The following is a 20,283-nucleotide window of genomic DNA, read 5'->3' as shown; positions in this document are numbered from 1 at the left end:
AGACTGCCTTAGCAGCGCCTCAACCACTCTCCCAGCGCGCATTATTGCGCGCAACAGCCGAAAAGGAAGCCGAGCCCATGCCCAGACTGGTCGTCACCAATCGCCAAGGCGAAACCACCGAGATCACCGTGGATGACGGCCTCACCGTGATGGAAGCGATCCGCGATAACGGCTTTGACGAACTGCTGGCGCTGTGCGGCGGGTGCTGTTCGTGCGCGACCTGCCATGTGCATGTCGATCCGGCCTTTGCCGACAAGCTGCCCGCGATGAGCGAGGACGAGAACGACCTGCTGGAATCGAGCGACCATCGCGTTCCCACCAGCCGCCTGTCGTGCCAGATCCCCTTCACCGCCGAGCTGGACGGCCTGCACGTCACCATCGCCCCGGAAGATTGAGCCGTCCAAGCGGCTGGCCACTGGCCCTGAAGGACGCCTTGCCCTGCGGGTCGCAGCGGTGTCGGATCTGGCTTGCCGGACTTCGACATTGCGGCGCGCGTTGCGAGTGCCTAATTCTGTGCCCATGAACATCACCCGCCCCTTCGGCGACACGCTCTCGCTCATCGGCAACACCCCGCTTGTGCGTCTTGCCGGGCCTTCGGCTGCGGCTGGCTGTGACATCTGGGGCAAGTGCGAGTTCGCCAATCCCGGCGCCTCGGTGAAGGATCGTGCGGCCCTGTGGATCATCCGCGATGCCGAGGCGCGCGGCGAGCTTCGGCCCGGCGGCACGGTGGTGGAAGGCACCGCGGGCAACACCGGGATCGGCATCGCGCTGGTGGCCAATGCGCGCGGCTACAAGACGATCATCGTCATGCCCGACAACCAGTCCAAGGAAAAGATGGACACGCTGCGGGCGCTGGGCGCGCAGCTGGTGCTGGTGCCGCCGACCAAATTCGCCGATGCCGGCCATTTCGTCCACACTTCGCGCCGGCTGGCCGAGGAAACGCCGGGTGCGGTGTGGGCCAACCAGTTCGACAACATCGCCAACCGCCGCGCCCATATCGAGGGCACAGCGCCCGAAATCTGGCAGCAGACCGGAGGCCGGATCGACGGTTTCACCTGCGCGGCGGGCACCGGCGGGACGATTGCGGGCGTGGGCCTCGGGCTCAAGGCCTTTGACGAGAACATCCGCATTGCGCTCACCGATCCGCACGGCGCGGCGCTGTACAACTATTACGCCCACGGCGAACTGCGCGCCGAAGGCTCGTCGGTGGCCGAGGGCATCGGGCAGGGGCGCATCACCGCCAACCTCGAAGGCGCCGTGATCGATACGCAGTACCGCATCAGCGACGAGGAAGGCCTCGTGTGGGTCGCGCGGTTGCTCAGGGAGGAGGGGCTGTGCCTCGGCCTCAGCTCGGGCATCAACGTCGCCGGCGCGGTGGAATTGGGCAAGGAGCTGGTCGCGGAAGGCCGATCCAACCCGCAGGTTGTCACCATCCTGTGCGACACCGGTTTCCGCTACCTCTCGACGCTCTACAATCCCGAGTGGCTGGCGGCCAAGGGACTGCCGGTGTTCGACTGGCTCGCGCGGCCGCAAATCGTGGGGGCATGACGCAAGTGTCGCTGCTTGTGCGCCTGCGCATGCTGACCCAGCGCAGCCTGTTCTCGGCCGAGCGCCGCGATGCGCCGGAAACCATTGCCGAGCGCGAACCACCGCTCAGCGCTGAGCGTCAGGAAGCGATCCAGCGTCTCCAGATCGGGGTGTTCGGGATTGCCGCGATGGTGCTGCTGGTGGGCCTTGCCAGCATCATCGGCAGCCAGGCCGACGTTACCGAGGAAGCGGCCGTTCCCGATGCCGCACCCACCACCGAGCCGAGTCCGACGCCGAGCCAGGCCAATCCGCTCGCCGATGCCGGGGTGGTCCCGGATATTGCCGCCGAGCCGAGCCCATCGCCGGTCGCCCCGCTCGATCTGCCGCCGCCTGCGCCGGGCAATGGCAATCAGGGGCAGTAGCCGCCGCGCTCTGCCGGCGCTGATCGCTGCGCTGGCGCTGCTGGCCTTGGGGGGATGCGATGCCGCTCCGGCGGCAAGTACCCCGGACCAGCGCCCCGAACTGGGGCTGATGACCAGCCTGCCGCTCTACTGGCAGGCCGATGCGGAGCTCGCCGACATCGCCGCCGGGCGCGCTATCCCGCCGTGGCAGCGCCGCGCGATCGAGACGCGCTTCGTGCTGGTGCCGCTCGATACGCTCTCACCGGTTCCCGCTCTATCCCCCGATGCGCCGGACACCGACCCGCTTGCCGGCCTCGCCCGGCTGGCGGTGATCCAGCCGCGCGGGCTGGCCCCGGCCGACAATGTCGCGCTCGACGCCTGGGTGCGTCGCGGCGGGCGCCTGCTGCTCGTGCTCGATCCGATGCTGACAGGCGAATACGACGGCCCGCTGGGCGATCCGCGTCGCCCGGTGGATAGCGCGCTGGTCCCCCCGGTGGTGGCGCGCTGGGGGCTGGCCATCAGTTTCGACGCGGCGCAGCAGCCGCAAGTGACGCAAGCGCCGCTCGGCGAAGCCAGGCTGCCGCTCGTGCTCGCGGGCCGTATCGCGCTGACCGATGCGGCGGCCGGACAATGCCGGTTGCTCGCGGGTGCGGCGGCGGCAAGCTGTGCCATCGGCAAGGGGCGGGCAACGCTGATCGCCGATGCGGCCCTGTTCGAACATCCCGAACTGGCCGGCGCCGAAGGCGAGGTGCTGCTGGCATTGCTCTCCTCGGTATTCGATTAGCGACTGCCACGGGAAAATGCGGGAAGGGGTGGGACTCGCGGGCGCAGGATCTTCGGGAAATCGCGGGAAAGCAGGGTTTGATCCCCGAAAACAGGGGTTTTCGGGCCAATTCGCGCGCTTTCCTGAGGCTCGCCATTTGAAACTAAAATAATATAAAACAACAATGTAACGAGTTTTCCCGTCTTTTCCCGTAAAAATCCCTTCCATCCCCAGGCCTTCTTCCATATGAACAAGGTCCATCAGACATGCTGGTTCGTGCCGTTTCCGGTCGGAGGGATCGGAAAGCCGCCTGCGCCTGCGCGCGGGCGGAAGGGGAGAAGGCGTGTCGCAGAGCGGGGCGGAAGGGATCGGGGCGTGTCAGCCTTTGGAGGATATAGCGGGCAGGCCTTCTCGCCGGCGGGCGACAAGGGTCGCTTCGTCCTGCCGCCCGCCTTCCGCAAGGCGGTTAGGGAAAGCTCCGGCGGCAACCGCATCCTGTGTCTTGCGGCGCATGACCGCTTCGACTGCCTGATCGGCTTCGGCCTGTCGCGCAAGGAGCAGCTCAATGCCCAGCTCGAGCGCGAGGAAGAACGGGCGATCCGTCTCGGCCTGCACGATTTCGACCGCGATGTGCGTGCCCAGCAGCTGTTCGGCTTCGAGCAGCTGCCCTTCGACGACAGCGGCCGCTTCGTCATGCCCGATCATCTGCGCGATCTCGGCAAAGTCGGCGACGGGCTTTACTTCCAGGGCGCGGGCGACTTTTTCTTCATCTGGAACCCCGACGAGCTCGCCCGCATGGGTCCGGAGTGGAAAGGCGCGCAGGCGGCCTGTGCAAAGCTGCTTGCCGCTGCCAGAAAGGGCGGTGCCTGATGAGCGATGCGCCCCATATTCCTGTGCTGCTTGACGAGGTGATCGCCGTGCTCGCCCCGCGTCCCGGCATGACCATTGTCGATGCGACCTTCGGTGCGGGCGGCTATAGCACCGCGTTGCTCGAAGCCGGCGCCAGGGTTCATGCCTTCGACCGCGATCCCGACGCGATCGCCGCCGGCCAAGCGCTGGTGGCGCGCTATGAAGGTCGCCTCACGCTTTACGCCGCGCGCTTTTCGGCGATGCGCGAGGAACTGGCCGCAGCCGGCGTGCCGCAGGTCGATGCGGTGGTGATGGATATCGGCGTCTCCTCGATGCAGCTCGATCGCGGCGCGCGCGGCTTTGCCTTCATGCATGACGGCCCGCTCGACATGCGCATGAGCCAGGCCGGTGAAAGCGCGGCCGATTTCCTCAACACCGCCGACGAGGAAGCGATCGCCGACGTGCTCTATCGCTATGGCGAGGAGCGCCAGTCGCGGCGCGTTGCCCGCGCTATCGTCGCCGCGCGCCCGCTGGCGACCACTGGCGATCTGGCGCGGGTGGTGCGCCGCGCGCTGGGCCACAAGCCGCACGACAGGAAAGACCCGGCGACCCGCACCTTTCAGGCGGTGCGGATCCATGTGAACGATGAACTGGGCGAGCTTGAGGCCGGCCTTGCCGCGGCCGAAGCCCTGCTGGCCGAGGGAGGGGTGCTCGCCGTGGTCAGCTTCCACAGCCTTGAAGACCGCATCGTCAAGCACTTCTTCAAGTCGGCAAGCGGCGCAGGCCGTGCCGTGTCGCGCCACCTGCCCGGGGAAATCCCCGGCCCCGCGCCGACCTTCACCCGCGTTTCCAAGGCTATCCGGCCTTCCGAGGCGGAGATCGCGCGCAACCCGCGCGCCCGTTCGTCCACCCTGCGCCATGCGATCCGCACCGGCGCACCGGCAAGGAGCATTGCTGCATGATGACCAGCAGTCGGGCGCGTTCGCTGGGGTGGATGGCGGTGTTGGCGATGTGCGCCGCGGCGGTGATCATCCTCGGCTTCAAGGTTCATGCGGTGAAGAGCGAGGTGCTGCTTGCCGAGCGCGAGATCCTTGCGCTCAAGCGCGAGACACTGCTGCTCGAGACGGAGTTCGAGACCCGTGCCAGCCAGCGCCAGCTGGCCGCGTGGAATGCGGTTGAGTTCGGCTACGAGGCCCCGCGCGCCGACCAGTTCCTTGAGAGCGAACGCCAGCTGGCCAGCCTCGGTCAGCGGCCCGGCCGCGATGCGCCCGCGCCGATCATGCTTGCCCGGGCCGAAGCGGACGGCGGCAGCGCTGCGATCAGGCCCGGGCCGATGCGCTCGCCGGTCTCGGGCGCGAAGGTTACGCTCGCTTCCGCCGCGAGCGAAAAGGATGTCGGGCAAGTGTTCACCGAGGCCTTCGGTGATTTCCTGATCGAAGCCTCGCCGATCCGCCCAGCCCAGGCCCAGACCATGCGCGCCAAGGCCGCCGGTGAAGCGGGGCTGAGCGAATGAGCGCACTGGCTGCCGCCGCAGCTGTCCCCTCGATCCCTGCCGGCCGGATCCAGCGCGTCAACCTGCGCGCCCGCCTGCTGTGGACTGCGCGTGTGCGCGTGCTGTGGGTGGTGGCTGGCTTTGCGCTGGTGGCGCTGACCGCGCTGGTGCGGATCGCCTCGCTCGCCTTGGCCGGGCAGGGGCCCGAGCGCACCAGTCTGGAAGATGCGCTGTTGCCGCCGCGCGGCGAGATCACCGATCGCCACGGCGTGCCGCTGGCGCGTGCCTTCCCGGCCTATGCGCTGTGGTTCGATCCCAAGGCGATGGGCGACACCGGCTCGCCGCTGGTGCGCTCGCCGCGAGAGGTCGCACGCGCATTGAAGGCGATCTTCCCCGATATCGACGAGGCGCGCATGGCGCAGCGTCTCGCGTCCGGCCGTCCGGGCTATCTGCGCCGCCGGATCCTGCCCGAGGAAGCGAACAAGGTCTTCGCGCTGGGCGAGATCGCGCTCGAGATCCCGCGCGAGACCGATCGCCACTATCCGCAGGGCACGCTTGCGGCGCATGTGCTCGGCTATGTGGTCGAGGGCGAAGGCGGCAAGGTCGGGATGGAGGAGGTGCTCGAACGGCGCCTGACCCATCCCGACCTGCGCGGCGAGCCGGTGTCGCTTTCGCTCGACGTGCGGGTGCAGGGCGCGCTCGAGGACGAATTGCGGCGCGGGATGCTGGCGACCAACGCGATCGGCGCGGCGGGTGTCGTGCTCGATGTCCAGACCGGCGAAGTGATGGCGATGGCGAGTCTGCCCGAGTTCGATCCCAACGTGGCGGGCGCGAGCGGGGCAACGAATGTGTTCAACCGGGTCACCAACGGGGTCTATGAGCTTGGCTCGACCTTCAAGCCGCTTACCGTCGCGGCGGCGATGGATGCGGGCGTGGTGCGCGATCTCGGCCAGCCATGGAATGCCGCGCCGGTGCCGGTCGGCCGCCGCACGATCAAGGATTCGCACCCGATGGGACCGAGCCTCAACGTGCCCCAGGCGCTGGTGCATTCGTCCAACACGGTCACCGCGCGGATTGCCGATGCGCTCGGCCCGGAACGGATGCGCCGGGCCATGATTGATCTGGGCATGGACCGCCGCCCCTTCATCGAACTGCCCGCGCGCGGGCGTCCGATCTTCCCGCGCGGGCCGTGGAGCCGTGTCACCAACATGACGGTCGGCTTCGGCCACGGCCTGGCCGTCAGCCCGCTGCATCTGGCCAGCGCCTATGCCGCGATGGTCAATGGCGGGATCTGGCGGCCGGCCACGCTGATGAAGCTTGATCCGGCCAAAGTGCCGCGCGGTCGGCGGGTATTCAAGGAATCCACCTCCTCGCGCATGCGCCAGATGCTGCGCATGATCTCGCTCTACGGCACCGGTCGCAACGCCGATGCCAAGGGCTACCGCGTGGGCGGCAAGACCGGATCGGCGGAAAAGGCCAGCGCGGGCGGCTACAACAAGACCGCGCTCGTGTCCTCTTTCGCCGCCGCCTTCCCGATGGACGCGCCGCGCTATGTGGTGGTGGTGGTGATTGACGAACCCAAGGCCACGCTCGCCAGCAGCTTCCAGCGCACCGCCGCCTTCACCGCCGCGCCGGTGGTGGGACGGCTGGTGCCGCGGATCGGCCCGATGCTGGGCGTGCAGCCCGACGAGAGCCGCGATGTCGACATCTCGGACCTCGCCTATCTGGTGGAAAAGCACTGATGCGGCTGGGCGATCTGCTGCAACGCGCCGGGCTTGCCATCCCGGCGGCGGCCGATGTGGCCGTGACCGGCTTTGCCATAGATCACCGCAAGGTGGCGCCCGGCACCGTGTTCGGCGCTTTTCCCGGTGCGAAATTCAACGGCGAGGATTTTATCCCCGCGGCGATCGAGGCCGGGGCGGTGGCAGTCGTCGCGCGTCCCCAAGCCCGCGTCGAAGGTGCGGTCCACATCGCCGATGTCACCGCCCGGCGCGCCTTCGCGCGCCTTGCCGCAGCCTTCTTTTCGCCTGTGCCGGCGGTCATCGTCGCGGTCACCGGCACCAACGGCAAGACCTCGACCGTCGAGATGACCCGCCAGATCTGGCGCATGGGCGGTGAACGCGCGGCGAGCATCGGCACGCTCGGCGTGACAACTCCCGACGAATCCGTCGCGACCGGCCTCACCACCCCGGACATCGTCACCTTTCTTTCCAACTTGGCCGGTCTGGCCCGCGAGGGCGTGACCCACGTCGCCTACGAGGCATCGAGCCATGGTCTCGATCAGTATCGCAACGAGGGGCCGACCCTTGCCGCCGGCGCCTTTACCAATTTCAGCCGCGACCATCTCGATTATCACGGCACGATGGAGGCCTATTTCGCGGCGAAGATGCGGCTGTTTGCCGAGGTGGTCGCGCCCGGCAGTCCGGCCATCATCCATGACGCGGGCGACGGTTCGCCATGGACTGCCAGGGCGATCGCCACCGCGCGCGCACGCGGGCTCGATGTGCGCACGGTGGGCGAGGGCGGGGATTTCCTGCGGCTGGTCTTGCGCCAGGCGGGGCAGTTGGGCCAACTTCTTCACATCGAACATGAAGGCGAGACCCGGAAGGTCAATCTGCCGCTCATCGGCGCCTATCAGGCCGCCAACGCGCTGGTGGCCGCGGGGCTGGCGATGGCGACGGGCATGGGCGCGGGCGTGGTGTTCGACGCGCTGAGCCGGCTCCAGCCGGTGCGCGGGCGGCTCGAGCGCGCGGCGATCAATGCCGCGGGCGCCCCGATCTATGTCGATTATGCGCACACGCCCGATGCGCTGGCGGCGGCGCTGGCCGCGCTGCGGCCGCACGTCGCCGAGGGCGGCAAGCTGATCGTGGTGTTCGGCGCGGGCGGCGACCGCGATGCCGGCAAGCGCCCGGAAATGGGCGCGGTTGCCGCGCGGGCGGCCGATCTTGCGATCGTCACCGACGACAACCCGCGCTCCGAAGATCCCGTCGCGATCCGGGCCGCGATCGTGGCGGGCGGCACGGGCCTGCGCGAGATCGGGGATCGGCGCGCGGCCATCGCCGCCGCCATCGCCGAAGCCGGCGCGCGCGACATTGTGCTGATCGCGGGCAAGGGCCACGAACAGGGACAGATATTTGGATCAGGAGAGAATATGCGGGTCGAAGCATTCGATGATGTCGAGGTGGCGCGCGAATGTGCGGGAGGGCGGATGTGATGAACGCATCGCTTGCCCATCCACTCTTGCATCATTGGCCGATCACTCCCCGCGACGCGCTGCCCCTGGCGCTGTGGACGGCGGCGGAAATCGAAGCGGCGTGTCGAGGCACTGCCAGCCATGATTTCCAAGCCTCGGGCGTCGAAATGGACTCGCGCGATGTCAAGCCCGGCGATGTCTTCGTCGCGCTCAAGGGCGAAGCGATGGACGGTCACAAATTCATACCCCAAGCCTTTGAAAAAGGTGCCATCGCTGCGATCGTCGATCGCCCGGTCGATTATCCGCATGTGCTGGTCGAAGACACCACGAAGGCATTGCACGATCTCGCTCATTGTGCGCGTGAGCGTTCACAAGCGATCCGTATCGGCATCACCGGCTCGGTCGGAAAAACCGGCATGAAGGAGGCGATTTTCGCTTGCCTCGATCGCGCCAGCCGGGGTGCGGCGCATCGCTCGGTGCGCAGCTACAACAACCATGTTGGCGTGCCGCTCAGTCTGGCGCGCCTGCCGGCCCGGGCCAAATTCGGCGTGTTCGAGATGGGGATGAACCACCGTCACGAGATCGCGCCGCTCAGCGCTCACGTCCGCCCCCATGTCGCGCTGATCACCACCATCGCGCCCGCGCATATCGAGAACCTCGGCAGCCTGGAGGCGATCGCGGACGAGAAGTCGGACATCTTCAAGGGGCTGATGCCGGGCGGCACCGCGATCATTCCGGCCGACAGCGAATGGGCCGAACGCATGATCGGCCATGCCCGCGATTGCGGCGCCAGAATCGTCACCTTCGGTCGCACTGCCGATGCCGATGTGCGGCTGCTCGATGCGATCCCGGCGGCGGGCGGCGGGGCGCTGGTCACCGCCGATCTCGGCGACCGGCGGATCTGCTACACGATTGCCGAGCCGGGCGAGCACTGGATCGTCAACTCGCTGGGCGTGATGGCGGCGGTGCGCGCGGCCGGGGGCGATCTCGGGGCAGCCGGTCTTGCGCTCGCCGAACTGGGCGGACTGAAAGGCCGCGGCGCGCGCCATGCCATCGCCGTTGCCGGTGGCACCGCGTTGCTGATCGACGAAAGCTACAATGCCAACCCGGCATCGATGCGCGCCACGCTCAAGGCGCTGGCGGCCACCCCCGCGACCCGCCGCCTCGCGGTGCTGGGCAGCATGAAGGAACTCGGCGACTTTGCCGATGCCTTCCACCGCCAACTGGCCGAACCCATTGCCGAGGCGGGGGTCAAGCACGCGATCCTCGTCGGCGAGGAGATGCGCGCGCTTGCCGAGGAACTGGGGAAACTCGCCGGCGCTCCGCTTGGCAAGGCCACCACCTTCGCGCATTGCCGAACTCCTGCCGAAGCCATCGCGCTGCTGGAGCAATATGGTCTTGCCCCGGGAGACGCGGTGCTGGTCAAGGGCTCCAACTCGGTCGGTCTTGGCCGGCTGGTGTCACACTTTACCGATAACGCCCCTGCCGAGGCCGCAGCAGGAGGCTGAGGCCCGCCGCGCCGTGAGGTGCCAAGGGCGCCGAGGAACGACTGAATGCTCTATCTGCTTGCCGATTGGCTGGGCTTCGAAGGCATCTTCAATCTGGTGCGCTACCAGACCTTCCGCGCCGGCGCGACGCTGATCACCGCGCTGCTGATCGGCCTGGTGATCGGGCCGCGCTTCATCAACCTGCTGCGCGTGCGCCAGGGCAAGGGCCAGCCGATCCGCGAGGACGGGCCGCAGGCGCATCTCGCCAAGCGCGGCACGCCGACCATGGGCGGGCTGATGATCCTGACCGCGCTGACGCTGTCGCTGCTGCTCTGGATGAACCTGGCGAGCCCCTTCGTCTGGGCCTGCCTCGCCGTCACCATCGGCTTTGGCCTCATCGGTTTCCTCGATGATTACGACAAGGTCTCGAAGCACAGCCATGCCGGGGTTCCGGCGCGCGTCCGGCTGGCGGGCGAATTCCTGGTGGCCGGTCTCGCCGCATGGATCATCGTCACCCAGATCAACACCAACCTTTACCTGCCCTTCCTTTCGGGGGTCAGCATTCCGCTGGGGCCGGGCTACTACGTGTTTGCCGCTTTCGTGATCGTGGGCGCGGGCAATGCGGTCAACCTCACTGACGGGCTGGACGGGCTGGCGATCATGCCGGTGATCATCGCGGCCGGCACCTTTGCGATCATCGCCTATCTGGTCGGCCGGGCGGATTTCAGCGCCTATCTCGGCATCCCGCATGTGCCGGGGGCAGGCGAGCTGGCGATCTTCTGCGCGGCGATCATGGGAGCGGGGCTTGCCTTTTTGTGGTTCAATGCCCCGCCGGCGGCGGTTTTCATGGGTGATACCGGCTCGCTTGCGCTTGGCGGGGCGCTGGGCGCGATCGCGGTTGCCTCGCATCACGAAGTCGTGCTGGCGATCGTCGGCGGCTTGTTCGTGCTTGAGGCGGTGAGCGTCATCGTGCAGGTGTTCTGGTTCAAGCGCACCGGCAGACGGGTGTTCCGCATGGCCCCGATCCATCATCATTTCGAACAGCTCGGCTGGAGCGAGAGCAAGGTGGTGATCCGCTTCTGGATCATCGCCATCGTGCTCGCGTTGATCGGCCTTTCGACGCTGAAGCTGAGGTAAGGAACGGCCCGGTGATCGTCTCTCCCGCCTTTGCCGGTCAGCGCTTTGCGGTGCTGGGGCTTGCGCGTTCGGGCGCGGCTGCGGCCGAGGCTTTGCTGGCGAGCGGGGCGGAAGTGATCGCGTGGGACCGCCAGCCCCATGCGCGCGAGCCGTTCGCGGGCCGCTGCCGGTTGATCGACCCGCTGGAGCTGGATCTCACCGGCTTTGCCGGGGTGGTGGTCTCGCCCGGCGTGCCGCTCAACAGCCACCCGATCGGCCCGCACGTGTGGCAATACGGCCTGCCGGTGATCGGCGATATCGAGCTGTTCGCGATGGCGCGCGCGCATCTGCCGCCGCACCGCGTGGTGGGCATTACCGGCACCAATGGCAAGTCGACCACCACCGCACTGGTGCATCACATCCTCGCCGCAGCGGGCGTGCCGACGGTGATGGGCGGCAATATCGGCGATCCGATCCTCGGGCAGGCGCCATTGCCGGAAGGCGGGGTCTATGTGCTCGAACTGTCGAGCTTCCAGATCGATCTCACCTTCACGCTCGATTGCGACGTCGCCGCGCTGACCAATATCACCCCCGATCACCTCGATCGCTACGCCGACTTCGCGGCCTATGCGGCAGCGAAGGAACGGCTGTTCCAGATGCAGGAGTACGGGACAGCGGTGATCTGCGCCGAGGACGAGCCGACCATCGCGATCGCCGAGGGGCTGGAGACTGCGGGCAAGCCGCTGGTTCGGGTGAAGACTGCCGATCTTGCGGCGGCGGGGCTGGCCGAAGGGCGCTCGCCCTCGCTGGCCGGGCCGCACAATGCCCAGAATGCGGCCGTGGCGGCGGCGATCTGCCGCCAGCTCGGCCTGAGCGATGCGCAGATCGCCGCGGGGCTTGCGACCTATCGGGGCCTCCCCCACCGGATGGAGCGCGTGTGCGAGGCTGCGGGGGTTGTCTATATCAACGACAGCAAGGCGACCAACGCCGCTTCTGCCGCACCCGCGCTCGCCGCCTTTCCTCCGGATCCGGCGATCAATGGCGGAGCAGCGCGCATTCACTGGATCGTCGGCGGGCTGCCCAAGCAAGACGGGCTTGGCGCCTGCGCCGATCACCTCGCCAATGTCGCGGCGGCCTATACGGTGGGAGAAGCCGGACCGATGTTTGCAGAGCTGCTTGAAGCGGCCGGTGTGCCGGTCGAGCGCTGCGAACTGATCAGCGAAGCGGTGCGCCGCGCGCACGATGCCGCACGTGAGGGAGAGGTGGTGCTGCTCTCGCCCGCCTGCGCCTCCTACGATCAGTTTCGCGACTACGAGAAGCGCGGCACCCACTTCCGCCAGATGGTTGGCGCGATGACCGGCTGCGAAGTGGACAGCGCCGGGCGGAGCATCCTGCCATGAACGGCGCCGCCAGCTCTGCCCGCGCCGGTGCCGGGGCCTATCTTCCGCCTGCCGTGGTGCAACGCCGCTGGCGCGACAATCTGCGCATCTGGTGGCGCGAGATCGACAAGGTGCTGCTCGGCCTGATCGTGACGCTGATGGGCATCGGGTTGCTGGCGGTCGCCGCGGCCTCGCCCGCGAGCGCTGACCAGCTTTCGACCGCGCGCGTCAGGCTCGACGCGTTCATGTTCTTCAAGCGTCATGTGGTGTTCCAGCTGCTTGGCCTCTCGTTGATGGTGGCCCTGTCCTTCCTGTCGCGCGATCAGGCGCGGCGGCTCGGCATTCTGGTGGGCGCGATCATGCTCGCGCTGCTGTTCGTGGTGCCAATCATCGGCGAGGAAAAGAACGGTGCGCGGCGCTGGATCAACCTCGGCATGAGCCTCCAGCCGTCGGAATTCCTCAAGCCCGGTTTTGCGATCATCTGCGCCTGGGTGCTGAGCTGGAAGCCGCGCGATGCAAGCCTGCCGGTGATCGGTTTCGTCACCGGCTTTCTGGCATTGATCGCGGCGCTGCTGATGGCGCAGCCCAACCTCGGCGATGCGATCCTGTTCGGCGGCATCTGGCTGGTGATGGTGCTGCTGGCGGGCGTGGCCTGGCAGCGCATCGGCGCGCTGATTGGTGCGGGTGTGGTGGCGTTGATGCTCGCCTACCTGTTCTATGACAATGCCCGGCACCGGATCGACAGCTTCCTCGGCGGCGGCACCGCTTTCGATCAGGTCGATCTGGCCCAGCGCACCATCACCGCGGGCGGGTGGACCGGCAGCGGCTTGTGGCTCGGGGTGCGCAAGATGAACCTGCCCGAAGCGCATACCGATTACATTTTCTCGGTGATCGGCGAGGAGTTCGGGCTGATCACCTGCGCACTCATCGTCGCGCTTTATGCTGCGCTGGTTATCCGCGTGCTGATACGGATGGTGAGCGAAGACAATCTGTTTGCGCTGCTTGCGGGTGTCGGCCTCGTCACCCAGTTCGGCGGACAGGCCTTCATCAACATTCTCGTCAATCTCAAGCTGTTTCCCTCGAAGGGGATGACGCTGCCGCTGATTTCCTATGGCGGCTCATCGACTCTGGCGGTGTGCTTAACGCTTGGGCTATTGCTGGCGATCACCCGTCGCAACCCGTTCCTCGCCCGCGAGGCGGGGAGACTGCGCGACCTGATCGAACGCAAGGACCTGAGCGCATGACCCAGCAGCCCCGCAGCGGAGCGAACCGCCATTACGTGCTTGCCGCAGGCGGCACCGGCGGCCATCTGATCCCGGCCTTCGCGCTTGCCGCAGAGCTGCACGCGCGCGGCCATCACGTCGCGCTGATCACCGACGAGCGTGGGGCGATCATCCCCGGCAAGCCCGACTATCTCACCGCCCATGTCCTGCCCGCCGGCCGGTTCGGCAAGAACCCGCTGGGCTGGCCCGCCGCTCTGCGCGCGGTGCTCGAAGGGCGGCGCATGGCGCTGCGTCTGTTCGAAGCCTTCGCGCCTTCCGCAATTGTCGGCTTCGGCGGCTACCCGGCGCTGCCCGCGCTGCTCGCCGCGATCTCGGCAAAGCTGCCGAGCGTGGTGCACGAGCAGAACGCGGTGCTGGGTCGGGTCAACCGGCTGCTGGCCGGACGGGTGGATGCGATCGCGACCTCCTTCGACAAGGTCGAGAGGCTCCATCCCCGGCATGCCGCCAAGGTGCACCTGACCGGCAATCCGGTGCGTGCCGAGGTGCTCGCCCTGCGCGAACAGGATTTCCCCGCCTTCACCGAGGAAAGCCTGTTCCGGATCCTTGTCACCGGCGGTTCGCAAGGTGCGCGCGTTTTGTCCGAGGTGGTGCCCGATGGTCTTGCCATGTTGCCGCCGGCGCTGCGCCAGCGCTTGCAGGTGATCCAGCAATGCCGCGCGGAAGACCTTGAAGCGGTGCGCAAGCGCTATGCCGAGCATGACATTCCCGCCGAACTCGGCACCTATTTCGAGGACATGCACGAACGGCTGGCCGATGCGCACCTGTTCATCGGTCGCGCGGGCGCCTCGACGATTGCGGAACTGACCGCGGTGGGCCGGCCTGCCATTCTGGTGCCATTGCCGATCGCGACCGACGACCATCAGGCCGCCAATACCCGCGAGATGGTGAAGGCCGGCGGCGCGCGGATGATCCGCCAGGATGCCTTCCAGCCCAAGGAGCTGGCCAAGCAGATCCAGGCGATGGCGATGAATCCGCAAAGCCTCGCCAACGCGGCGCATTGCGCCTTCAATTGCGGCCGGCCCGATGCGGCAAAGGACTTGGCCGATCTGGTGGAGAGCATGAGCGGGATCGATCTGATGGATGTGATCCGCGTGGGCGAGGCAATCCCGCGCGCCAAGCAGGTAAGCGCCCGTGCGCAGACCGCCTCGCATGAAGCGGCGAGGGAGCGGGCGGACACATGAAGGGCGTCGCCACCGACATCGGCATCATCCACTTCGTCGGCATCGGCGGGATCGGCATGTCCGGCATCGCCGAGGTGATGCACAATCTGGGCTATCAGGTGCAGGGCAGCGACATCGCCGAAGGGCCGAGCGTCGAGCGTCTGCGCGCGCGCGGGATCACCGTGCACGTCGGCCACAAGGCCGAGAACGTCGCCGGCGTGGCGGTGGTCGTCACCTCGACCGCCGTGCGCCGTACCAACCCCGAAGTCGTTGCTGCCTTGGAGGCACGCATTCCCGTGGTGCGCCGCGCGGAGATGCTGGCGGAACTGATGCGGCTGAAGTCCACCATTGCGGTGGCGGGCACCCATGGCAAGACCACGACGACCAGCATGATTGCGACCTTGCTCGATGCGGGAGGAATCGATCCGACCGTGATCAATGGCGGGGTCATCGAACAATATGGTTCGAACGCGCGGCTGGGTGACAGCGACTGGATGGTGGTGGAGGCCGACGAGAGCGACGGCAGCTTTCTGCGCCTCGATGGAACCATCGCGGTGGTCACCAACATCGATCCCGAGCATCTCGATCACTACGGCGATTTCGACGGGGTGAAAAAGGCCTTCGTCGAGTTCATCCAGAACGTGCCCTTTTACGGCGCGGCGGTGCTGTGCGTCGATCACCCCGAGGTGCAGGCGGTGATCGGGCAGGTGCGTGATCGCAAGGTGGTAACATATGGCTTCTCGCTCCAGGCCGACATCTGCGGGGTCAACGTGCGTGCGGACAACGGGGGCAATAGCTTTGACGTGATCGTGCGCCAGCGCGGTCTGGAGGATCGCCGGATCGAAGGTGTGCACCTGCCGATGCCCGGGCGTCACAATGTCCAGAACGCGCTTGCGGCGATTGCCGTGGCGGTCGAGATGGGCTGTAGCGACGCGGTGATCCGCACCGGTTTTGCCCGTTTCGGCGGCGTAAGGCGCCGTTTCACCAAGGTGGGCAGCGTGGCGCTTGATGGCGGCAATGTCACCGTGATCGACGATTACGCCCACCACCCCGTCGAAATCCGCGCCGTGCTCGCCGCCGCGCGCGAGGCGGTTGGGCCGAGCGGGGGCCGGGTGATCGCGGTCGCCCAGCCGCACCGCTATTCGCGCCTCAGGGATCTGATGAACGATTTCCAGTCGTGCTTCGACGACGCCGATATTGCCTATGTCGCTCCGGTCTATCCGGCGGGCGAGGAGCCGATCCCCGGCGTCGATCACGCGGCGCTGGTGGCCGGGATGAAGGCGCGCGGGCACCGTGCCGCGCGCGCGATTGCCGGGGCGGATGCGCTCGCGGATGCGCTGGTTGAGGAGATCGCGCCCGGCGATCTGGTGGTGTGCCTCGGCGCGGGGGACATCACCAAGTGGGCGGCGGGCCTTGCGCCTGCCATTGCGGCAAAGCGGGAGGCGCAGGCGGCATGAACCAGCCCGGCGACAGCTTCGTCTTCGATGACGGCTCGGCCCCGACCTGCGCGGTCGAGGGGGCGGTGGCCGCGCCCGTGCCGCTGGAGGGCATTCGCGGCAAGCTCACCTGCAAGGCCCCGCTCGCGCCCTACACCTGGTTCAAGACCGGCGGGCCGGCCGACTGGCTGTTCGAGCCGGCTGATCTTGGGGATCTCAAGACTTTCCTTGAACGTCTGGGCGGGGAAATTCCGGTCATGGCGCTGGGCCTCGGCTCGAACATGATCGTGCGTGATGGCGGGGTGCCCGGCGTGGTGGTGCGGCTCGGCAAGAGCTTCGCCAAGGTCGCGCACACGGGCGAGATGGAACTGACCTGCGGTGCCGGGGCGAGCGGTATCCTCGTCTCTTCGACCGCGCGCGACCTCGGCATCGCGGGCCTCGAGTTCCTGCGCGGCATTCCCGGCACGGTGGGCGGCTTCGTGCGGATGAACGGCGGTGCCTATGGGCGCGAGGTCGCCGATGTGCTGCTCGACTGCGCGGTGATCCTGCATGACGGCAGCTTCATCACGCTGAATGCCGAGGAACTCGACTATTCCTACCGCCACTCCGCCCTGCCCGAGGGGGCGATTGTCGTTTCGGCTCGCTTGCGGGGGCATCCGGGCGATCCGAAAGACATCGGCGCGGAGATGGACCGCATCGCCGCCGCGCGCGAGGCGAGCCAGCCGCTGCGCACCAAGACCGGCGGATCGACCTTCAAGAACCCCGAAGGCCACAAGGCCTGGGAACTGATCGACCGCGCCGGCTGCCGCGGCCTTACGCTGGGCGGTGCGCAGGTTTCCGAGAAGCACACCAACTTCCTCATCAACACTGGCACCGCGACCAGCGCCGACATCGAAGGGCTGGGCGAACTGGTGCGCGACAAGGTCTATGCCGCGACCGGCGTGAGCCTTGAATGGGAAATTCAGCGCGTGGGACGTCCGTGACTCTGCCTAAACTTCACGTCGCCGTCCTGATGGGTGGCTGGGCCAACGAGCGGCAGGTCTCGCTCACCAGCGGCGCGGGCGTGGCTGATGCGCTCGAAAGCAAGGGCCACCGCGTCACGCGGATCGACATGGGGCGCGATGTTGCGCTGCGTCTGCATGAGGCCAGGCCCGATGTCGTCTTCAACGCGCTCCACGGTGTGCCGGGCGAGGACGGGAGCGTGCAGGGGATGCTCGACCTGATGGGCCTGGCCTACACCCATTCGGGCCTTGCGACCTCGGTCATCGCGATCGACAAGCAGCTGACCAAGCAGGCGCTGGTGCCGCACGGCATCCCCATGCCGGGCGGGCGGATCGTGACGCGCGAGGAGCTTTTTGAACGCGATCCGCTGCCGCGCCCCTATGTGCTGAAGCCGGTGAACGAAGGCTCGTCCGTGGGCGTTGCCATCATCACCGATAACAGCGAGGTCGGCAACCCTGTCTCGCCGGATGCCAAGGGCCCGTGGCAGGACTTCGCCCAATTGCTCGCCGAACCCTTCATAAAGGGCCGCGAACTGACCGCTGCGGTGCTCGACGGCCCCGATGGCCCGCGCGCGCTGGGCGTGACAGAATTGGTCGTCGCCAGCGGCTTTTACGATTACGAGAACAAGTACACCGAAGGGCGCACCCGGCATATCTTCCCCGCCAGGCTCCCTCCCGCAATCACCGCCCTGTGCGAGGCCTATGCCATCAAGGCGCACCAGGTGCTCGGCTGCCACGGCACCAGCCGCACCGATTTCCGCTGGGACGAAGAGGCGGGCGAGGAAGGGCTGTTCGTGCTCGAAACCAACACCCAGCCGGGCATGACCCCCTTGAGCCTCGTGCCCGAACAGGCGGCCCATTGCGGCATTGCCTATGCCGATCTGGTGGAACTGCTGGTGGCCGAAGCGCTCAGGATTCACGCTTTGAAGCAGCACAAGGGAGGATCGCATGGCGCAGCAGATCAGGCGTAGCTCCACCACCGGCGTGCGGCGCAGTGCCAAGACGCAGAGCCGTGCAGTCAGCGCACGCAAGGCGGCGGGCCAGGCAAGCGGCTTCATCGACTGGCTGATGGGCCACTTGCCCTTCACCGAGGAACAGTGGAGCCGCATCTGGCTCGCGATCATCATCGGCGGGGCGGTGGGCCTTGCGCTGATCATCGCCAGCCTTGCCGGGTTGCCCGCGCTGGCACGGGCGCAGGTCGCCAAGATCGCCGCCGATGCCGGGTTCGAGGTTCGCCATGTCCGCGTTACCGGAACCAAGCGGATGGACGAGCGGCTGGTCTATGCCCGCGCGCTCGCGCAGCAGAGCCGTGCCATGCCCGAGGTGGATGTCGCCGCACTGCGCGCCGAACTCAAGACTCTGCCGTGGGTCAAGGATGCGCGCGTCTCGCTCCAGCTGCCGCACACGCTGGCGATCGACATTGTCGAGCGCACACCCCACGCGGTGCTCGAAAAACCCGACCGGCTGGTTCTGATCGATGCCGGCGGGGTGGAGCTGGAGACGATCTCCGCGGCCAAGGCCAAGGGGATGCTGCGCCTCGTCGGGCCGGGCGCGGGCCGGCAGGCAGGGCGGCTCGAAACCCTGCTCGCCGCCGCGCCGGCGCTCGCCCCGCAGGTCGAGGCCGCCGAATGGGTCGGCAATCGTCGCTGGAACCTCACTTTCAAGACCGGCCAGCTGCTCGCGCTGCCCGAGGGCGAGACCGAGGCAGCGACCGCGCTGGTAAAATTCGCGCGGCTCGACGGACAGAACCGCCTGCTGGGCGGCAAGGTGCTGGCCTTCGACATGCGCTCGCCGCCGCGGCTCTACATGCGGCTGCCAGACGATTCCGGCGCTGCGGCGAAGGCCGCCGGAGGGTCGCTCTGATGGCGTCCAAGGCATCCGCGCAGCGCCGCTTCGCCCGTACCTTCGGGGCGGTCAATATCGGTTCGTTCCGCATCTCGGCGATGATCATGGGCGAGACCGAGAGCGGCGAGTTGCAGGTGCTCGGCTCGGGCCACCGCGCCAGCGCCGGGATCAAGCGCGGCTACGTCATCGACATGGCCGCTGCGGCCCATGCCATCCGCGATGCTGTCGAACGCGCGGAAAGGAGCGCGGGCACCCAGATCGGCTCGGTATGGATTGCCTGCGCCGGAGCGGGGCTAGCCAGTCAGGTCGTCTCGGTCGATATCGAGATCGGCGGGCGCTGGATCGAGGACGAGGATATCGAGCATCTGCTGATCGAGGCGCAGGACATGATCCAGCCTGACGGCCGCACCGTGCTGCACGCCCAGCCGGCGCATTACACGCTCGATGGGGCGCACGGCGTCGCCAATCCGCGGGGGCTGCATGCCGAGCGCCTGGGGGTGGATATCCACGTGATGCTGGCCGATGGCGCACCGGTGCGCAATCTCACCGAGGCGGTGCAGAATGCGCACCTCTCGGTCGACGGAGTGGTGGCCGCGCCGCTCGCCGCGGGCCATGCCTGCCTGACGATGGAAGAGCGCGAACTGGGCGTGGCGCTGGTCGAGATCGGCGCGGATGTTTCCAATATCGCGGTCTTTGCCGGTGGGATGCTGCTTGGCCTGAAGGCCGTAGCGATGGGCTCGGCCGACATCACCGACGCGATCGCGAGCAGCTTCGGCATCCGTCGCAGCCAGGCCGAACGGCTCAAGTGCGTCGCCGGTTCGGCGATTGCCAGCCCGGCCGATCACCGCGAACTTATCCCGGTCAACGGCCCCAATGATGCGCCCGAAGGCGTCGCCAAGGGGCCGCTCGCGCGCGGGGCTGATGACAAGAACCGGATCGTGCGCGCAGAACTCGTATCCGTGGTGACGCAGCAGCTTGCGCTGCTCACCGGTGAGATTGGCAAGGGACTGAAAGAACTCGGCTTCTCGGGACGTAGCGCCGGGCAGGTGGTGCTCACCGGCGGGGGAGCGGAGCTCGCCGGGATGGCCGATTTCATGCAGGGCGCGCTGGGCCAGCCGGTGCGGCTTGGGCGGCCGCCGCAGCTGGTCGGGATGCCGGAAGCGCATCATGCGCCCGGCTTTGCGACTTTGGCAGGGCTGTGTCTCTATGCTGCCGAGGACCCAGTCGACATCCGCGCCGTGGGCACCGCGCGCGCGGCGGTCTATCGTGGCGTCGCCCGCCAGCGCGGATGGATCGAGGCGGTGATGCAGTTGGTGCGGGCGTTGCGGGAGAATTTCTGATAACCCGGGGG

At 67.6% G+C, this 20,283-nt stretch carries 19 protein-coding genes; all 19 read left to right on the top strand.

What is annotated here, in order from left to right; all coding sequences use genetic code 11:
* Positions 1-77: 77 nt before the first annotated feature.
* The 19 genes from BZF61_RS02140 to ftsA all read left to right on the top strand — a co-directional run bounded on the left by BZF61_RS02140 (position 78) and on the right by ftsA (position 20,272).
* The gene (locus BZF61_RS02140) at positions 78-395 is read left to right on the top strand and encodes a 2Fe-2S iron-sulfur cluster-binding protein (protein WP_086616995.1); all 318 of its coding nucleotides are present in this window, start codon (positions 78-80) and stop codon (positions 393-395) included.
* 124 nt (positions 396-519) lie between these two features.
* Positions 520-1,548 carry a cysteine synthase A gene (locus BZF61_RS02135; RefSeq protein WP_086616994.1) on the top strand — a complete coding sequence of 343 codons (1,029 nt, stop codon included), beginning with the start codon at positions 520-522 and terminating at the stop codon, positions 1,546-1,548.
* Positions 1,545-1,949, top strand: coding sequence for a hypothetical protein (locus BZF61_RS02130; protein WP_086616993.1), 405 nt, complete (start codon positions 1,545-1,547; stop codon positions 1,947-1,949). Before BZF61_RS02135 ends, BZF61_RS02130 begins: the two co-directional genes overlap by 4 nt.
* Positions 1,930-2,712: a motility-associated ABC transporter substrate-binding family protein gene (locus BZF61_RS02125; RefSeq protein ID WP_086616992.1), complete on the top strand. Its 783-nt coding sequence runs from the start codon at positions 1,930-1,932 to the stop codon at positions 2,710-2,712. Before BZF61_RS02130 ends, BZF61_RS02125 begins: the two co-directional genes overlap by 20 nt.
* 354 nt (positions 2,713-3,066) lie before the next feature.
* Complete coding sequence (locus BZF61_RS02120) at positions 3,067-3,561, top strand: division/cell wall cluster transcriptional repressor MraZ (protein ID WP_086616991.1); 495 nt, start codon at positions 3,067-3,069, stop codon at positions 3,559-3,561.
* Positions 3,561-4,502 carry a 16S rRNA (cytosine(1402)-N(4))-methyltransferase RsmH gene (gene rsmH, locus BZF61_RS02115; RefSeq protein ID WP_086616990.1) on the top strand — a complete coding sequence of 314 codons (942 nt, stop codon included), beginning with the start codon at positions 3,561-3,563 and terminating at the stop codon, positions 4,500-4,502. Before BZF61_RS02120 ends, rsmH begins: the two co-directional genes overlap by 1 nt.
* On the top strand, positions 4,499-5,053 hold the full coding sequence (locus tag BZF61_RS02110; RefSeq protein WP_086616989.1) for a hypothetical protein: 555 nt from the start codon (positions 4,499-4,501) through the stop codon (positions 5,051-5,053). Before rsmH ends, BZF61_RS02110 begins: the two co-directional genes overlap by 4 nt.
* On the top strand, positions 5,050-6,774 hold the full coding sequence (locus BZF61_RS02105) for a peptidoglycan D,D-transpeptidase FtsI family protein (protein ID WP_086616988.1): 1,725 nt from the start codon (positions 5,050-5,052) through the stop codon (positions 6,772-6,774). Before BZF61_RS02110 ends, BZF61_RS02105 begins: the two co-directional genes overlap by 4 nt.
* Positions 6,774-8,246, top strand: a complete 1,473-nt coding sequence (locus BZF61_RS02100; protein ID WP_086616987.1) for a UDP-N-acetylmuramoyl-L-alanyl-D-glutamate--2,6-diaminopimelate ligase — start codon at positions 6,774-6,776, stop codon at positions 8,244-8,246. Before BZF61_RS02105 ends, BZF61_RS02100 begins: the two co-directional genes overlap by 1 nt.
* Positions 8,246-9,733, top strand: a complete 1,488-nt coding sequence (locus tag BZF61_RS02095) for a UDP-N-acetylmuramoyl-tripeptide--D-alanyl-D-alanine ligase (RefSeq protein WP_086616986.1) — start codon at positions 8,246-8,248, stop codon at positions 9,731-9,733. The genes BZF61_RS02100 and BZF61_RS02095 overlap by 1 nt, the downstream gene beginning before the upstream one ends.
* A gap of 45 nt (positions 9,734-9,778) precedes the next feature.
* Entirely contained in the window at positions 9,779-10,849 is a 1,071-nt protein-coding gene (mraY, locus tag BZF61_RS02090; RefSeq protein WP_086616985.1) for a phospho-N-acetylmuramoyl-pentapeptide-transferase, read from the top strand.
* Positions 10,850-10,860: 11 nt separating this feature from the next.
* Positions 10,861-12,228 (top strand): UDP-N-acetylmuramoyl-L-alanine--D-glutamate ligase, encoded by a 1,368-nt coding sequence (murD, locus tag BZF61_RS02085; protein WP_086616984.1) that lies wholly within the window; start codon positions 10,861-10,863, stop codon positions 12,226-12,228.
* Positions 12,225-13,451, top strand: a complete 1,227-nt coding sequence (locus BZF61_RS02080) for an FtsW/RodA/SpoVE family cell cycle protein (RefSeq protein WP_086616983.1) — start codon at positions 12,225-12,227, stop codon at positions 13,449-13,451. Before murD ends, BZF61_RS02080 begins: the two co-directional genes overlap by 4 nt.
* Entirely contained in the window at positions 13,448-14,671 is a 1,224-nt protein-coding gene (gene murG / locus BZF61_RS02075) for an undecaprenyldiphospho-muramoylpentapeptide beta-N-acetylglucosaminyltransferase (protein WP_086616982.1), read from the top strand. The genes BZF61_RS02080 and murG overlap by 4 nt, the downstream gene beginning before the upstream one ends.
* Positions 14,668-16,107, top strand: coding sequence for a UDP-N-acetylmuramate--L-alanine ligase (gene murC, locus BZF61_RS02070; protein WP_086616981.1), 1,440 nt, complete (start codon positions 14,668-14,670; stop codon positions 16,105-16,107). Before murG ends, murC begins: the two co-directional genes overlap by 4 nt.
* The gene (gene murB, locus BZF61_RS02065; protein ID WP_245804467.1) at positions 16,104-17,069 is read left to right on the top strand and encodes a UDP-N-acetylmuramate dehydrogenase; all 966 of its coding nucleotides are present in this window, start codon (positions 16,104-16,106) and stop codon (positions 17,067-17,069) included. The genes murC and murB overlap by 4 nt, the downstream gene beginning before the upstream one ends.
* Complete coding sequence (locus BZF61_RS02060; RefSeq protein ID WP_086616980.1) at positions 17,039-18,058, top strand: D-alanine--D-alanine ligase; 1,020 nt, start codon at positions 17,039-17,041, stop codon at positions 18,056-18,058. The genes murB and BZF61_RS02060 overlap by 31 nt, the downstream gene beginning before the upstream one ends.
* Entirely contained in the window at positions 18,036-18,950 is a 915-nt protein-coding gene (locus tag BZF61_RS02055; protein ID WP_086616979.1) for a cell division protein FtsQ/DivIB, read from the top strand. The genes BZF61_RS02060 and BZF61_RS02055 overlap by 23 nt, the downstream gene beginning before the upstream one ends.
* On the top strand, positions 18,950-20,272 hold the full coding sequence (gene ftsA / locus BZF61_RS02050) for a cell division protein FtsA (protein ID WP_086616978.1): 1,323 nt from the start codon (positions 18,950-18,952) through the stop codon (positions 20,270-20,272). The genes BZF61_RS02055 and ftsA overlap by 1 nt, the downstream gene beginning before the upstream one ends.
* Positions 20,273-20,283 lie beyond the last annotated feature (11 nt).

Source organism: Erythrobacter tepidarius (assembly GCF_002155695.1).
GTDB classification, from domain to species: Bacteria; Pseudomonadota; Alphaproteobacteria; order Sphingomonadales; family Sphingomonadaceae; genus Erythrobacter; species Erythrobacter tepidarius.
This window is presented reverse-complemented; position numbering and strand designations above follow the sequence as displayed.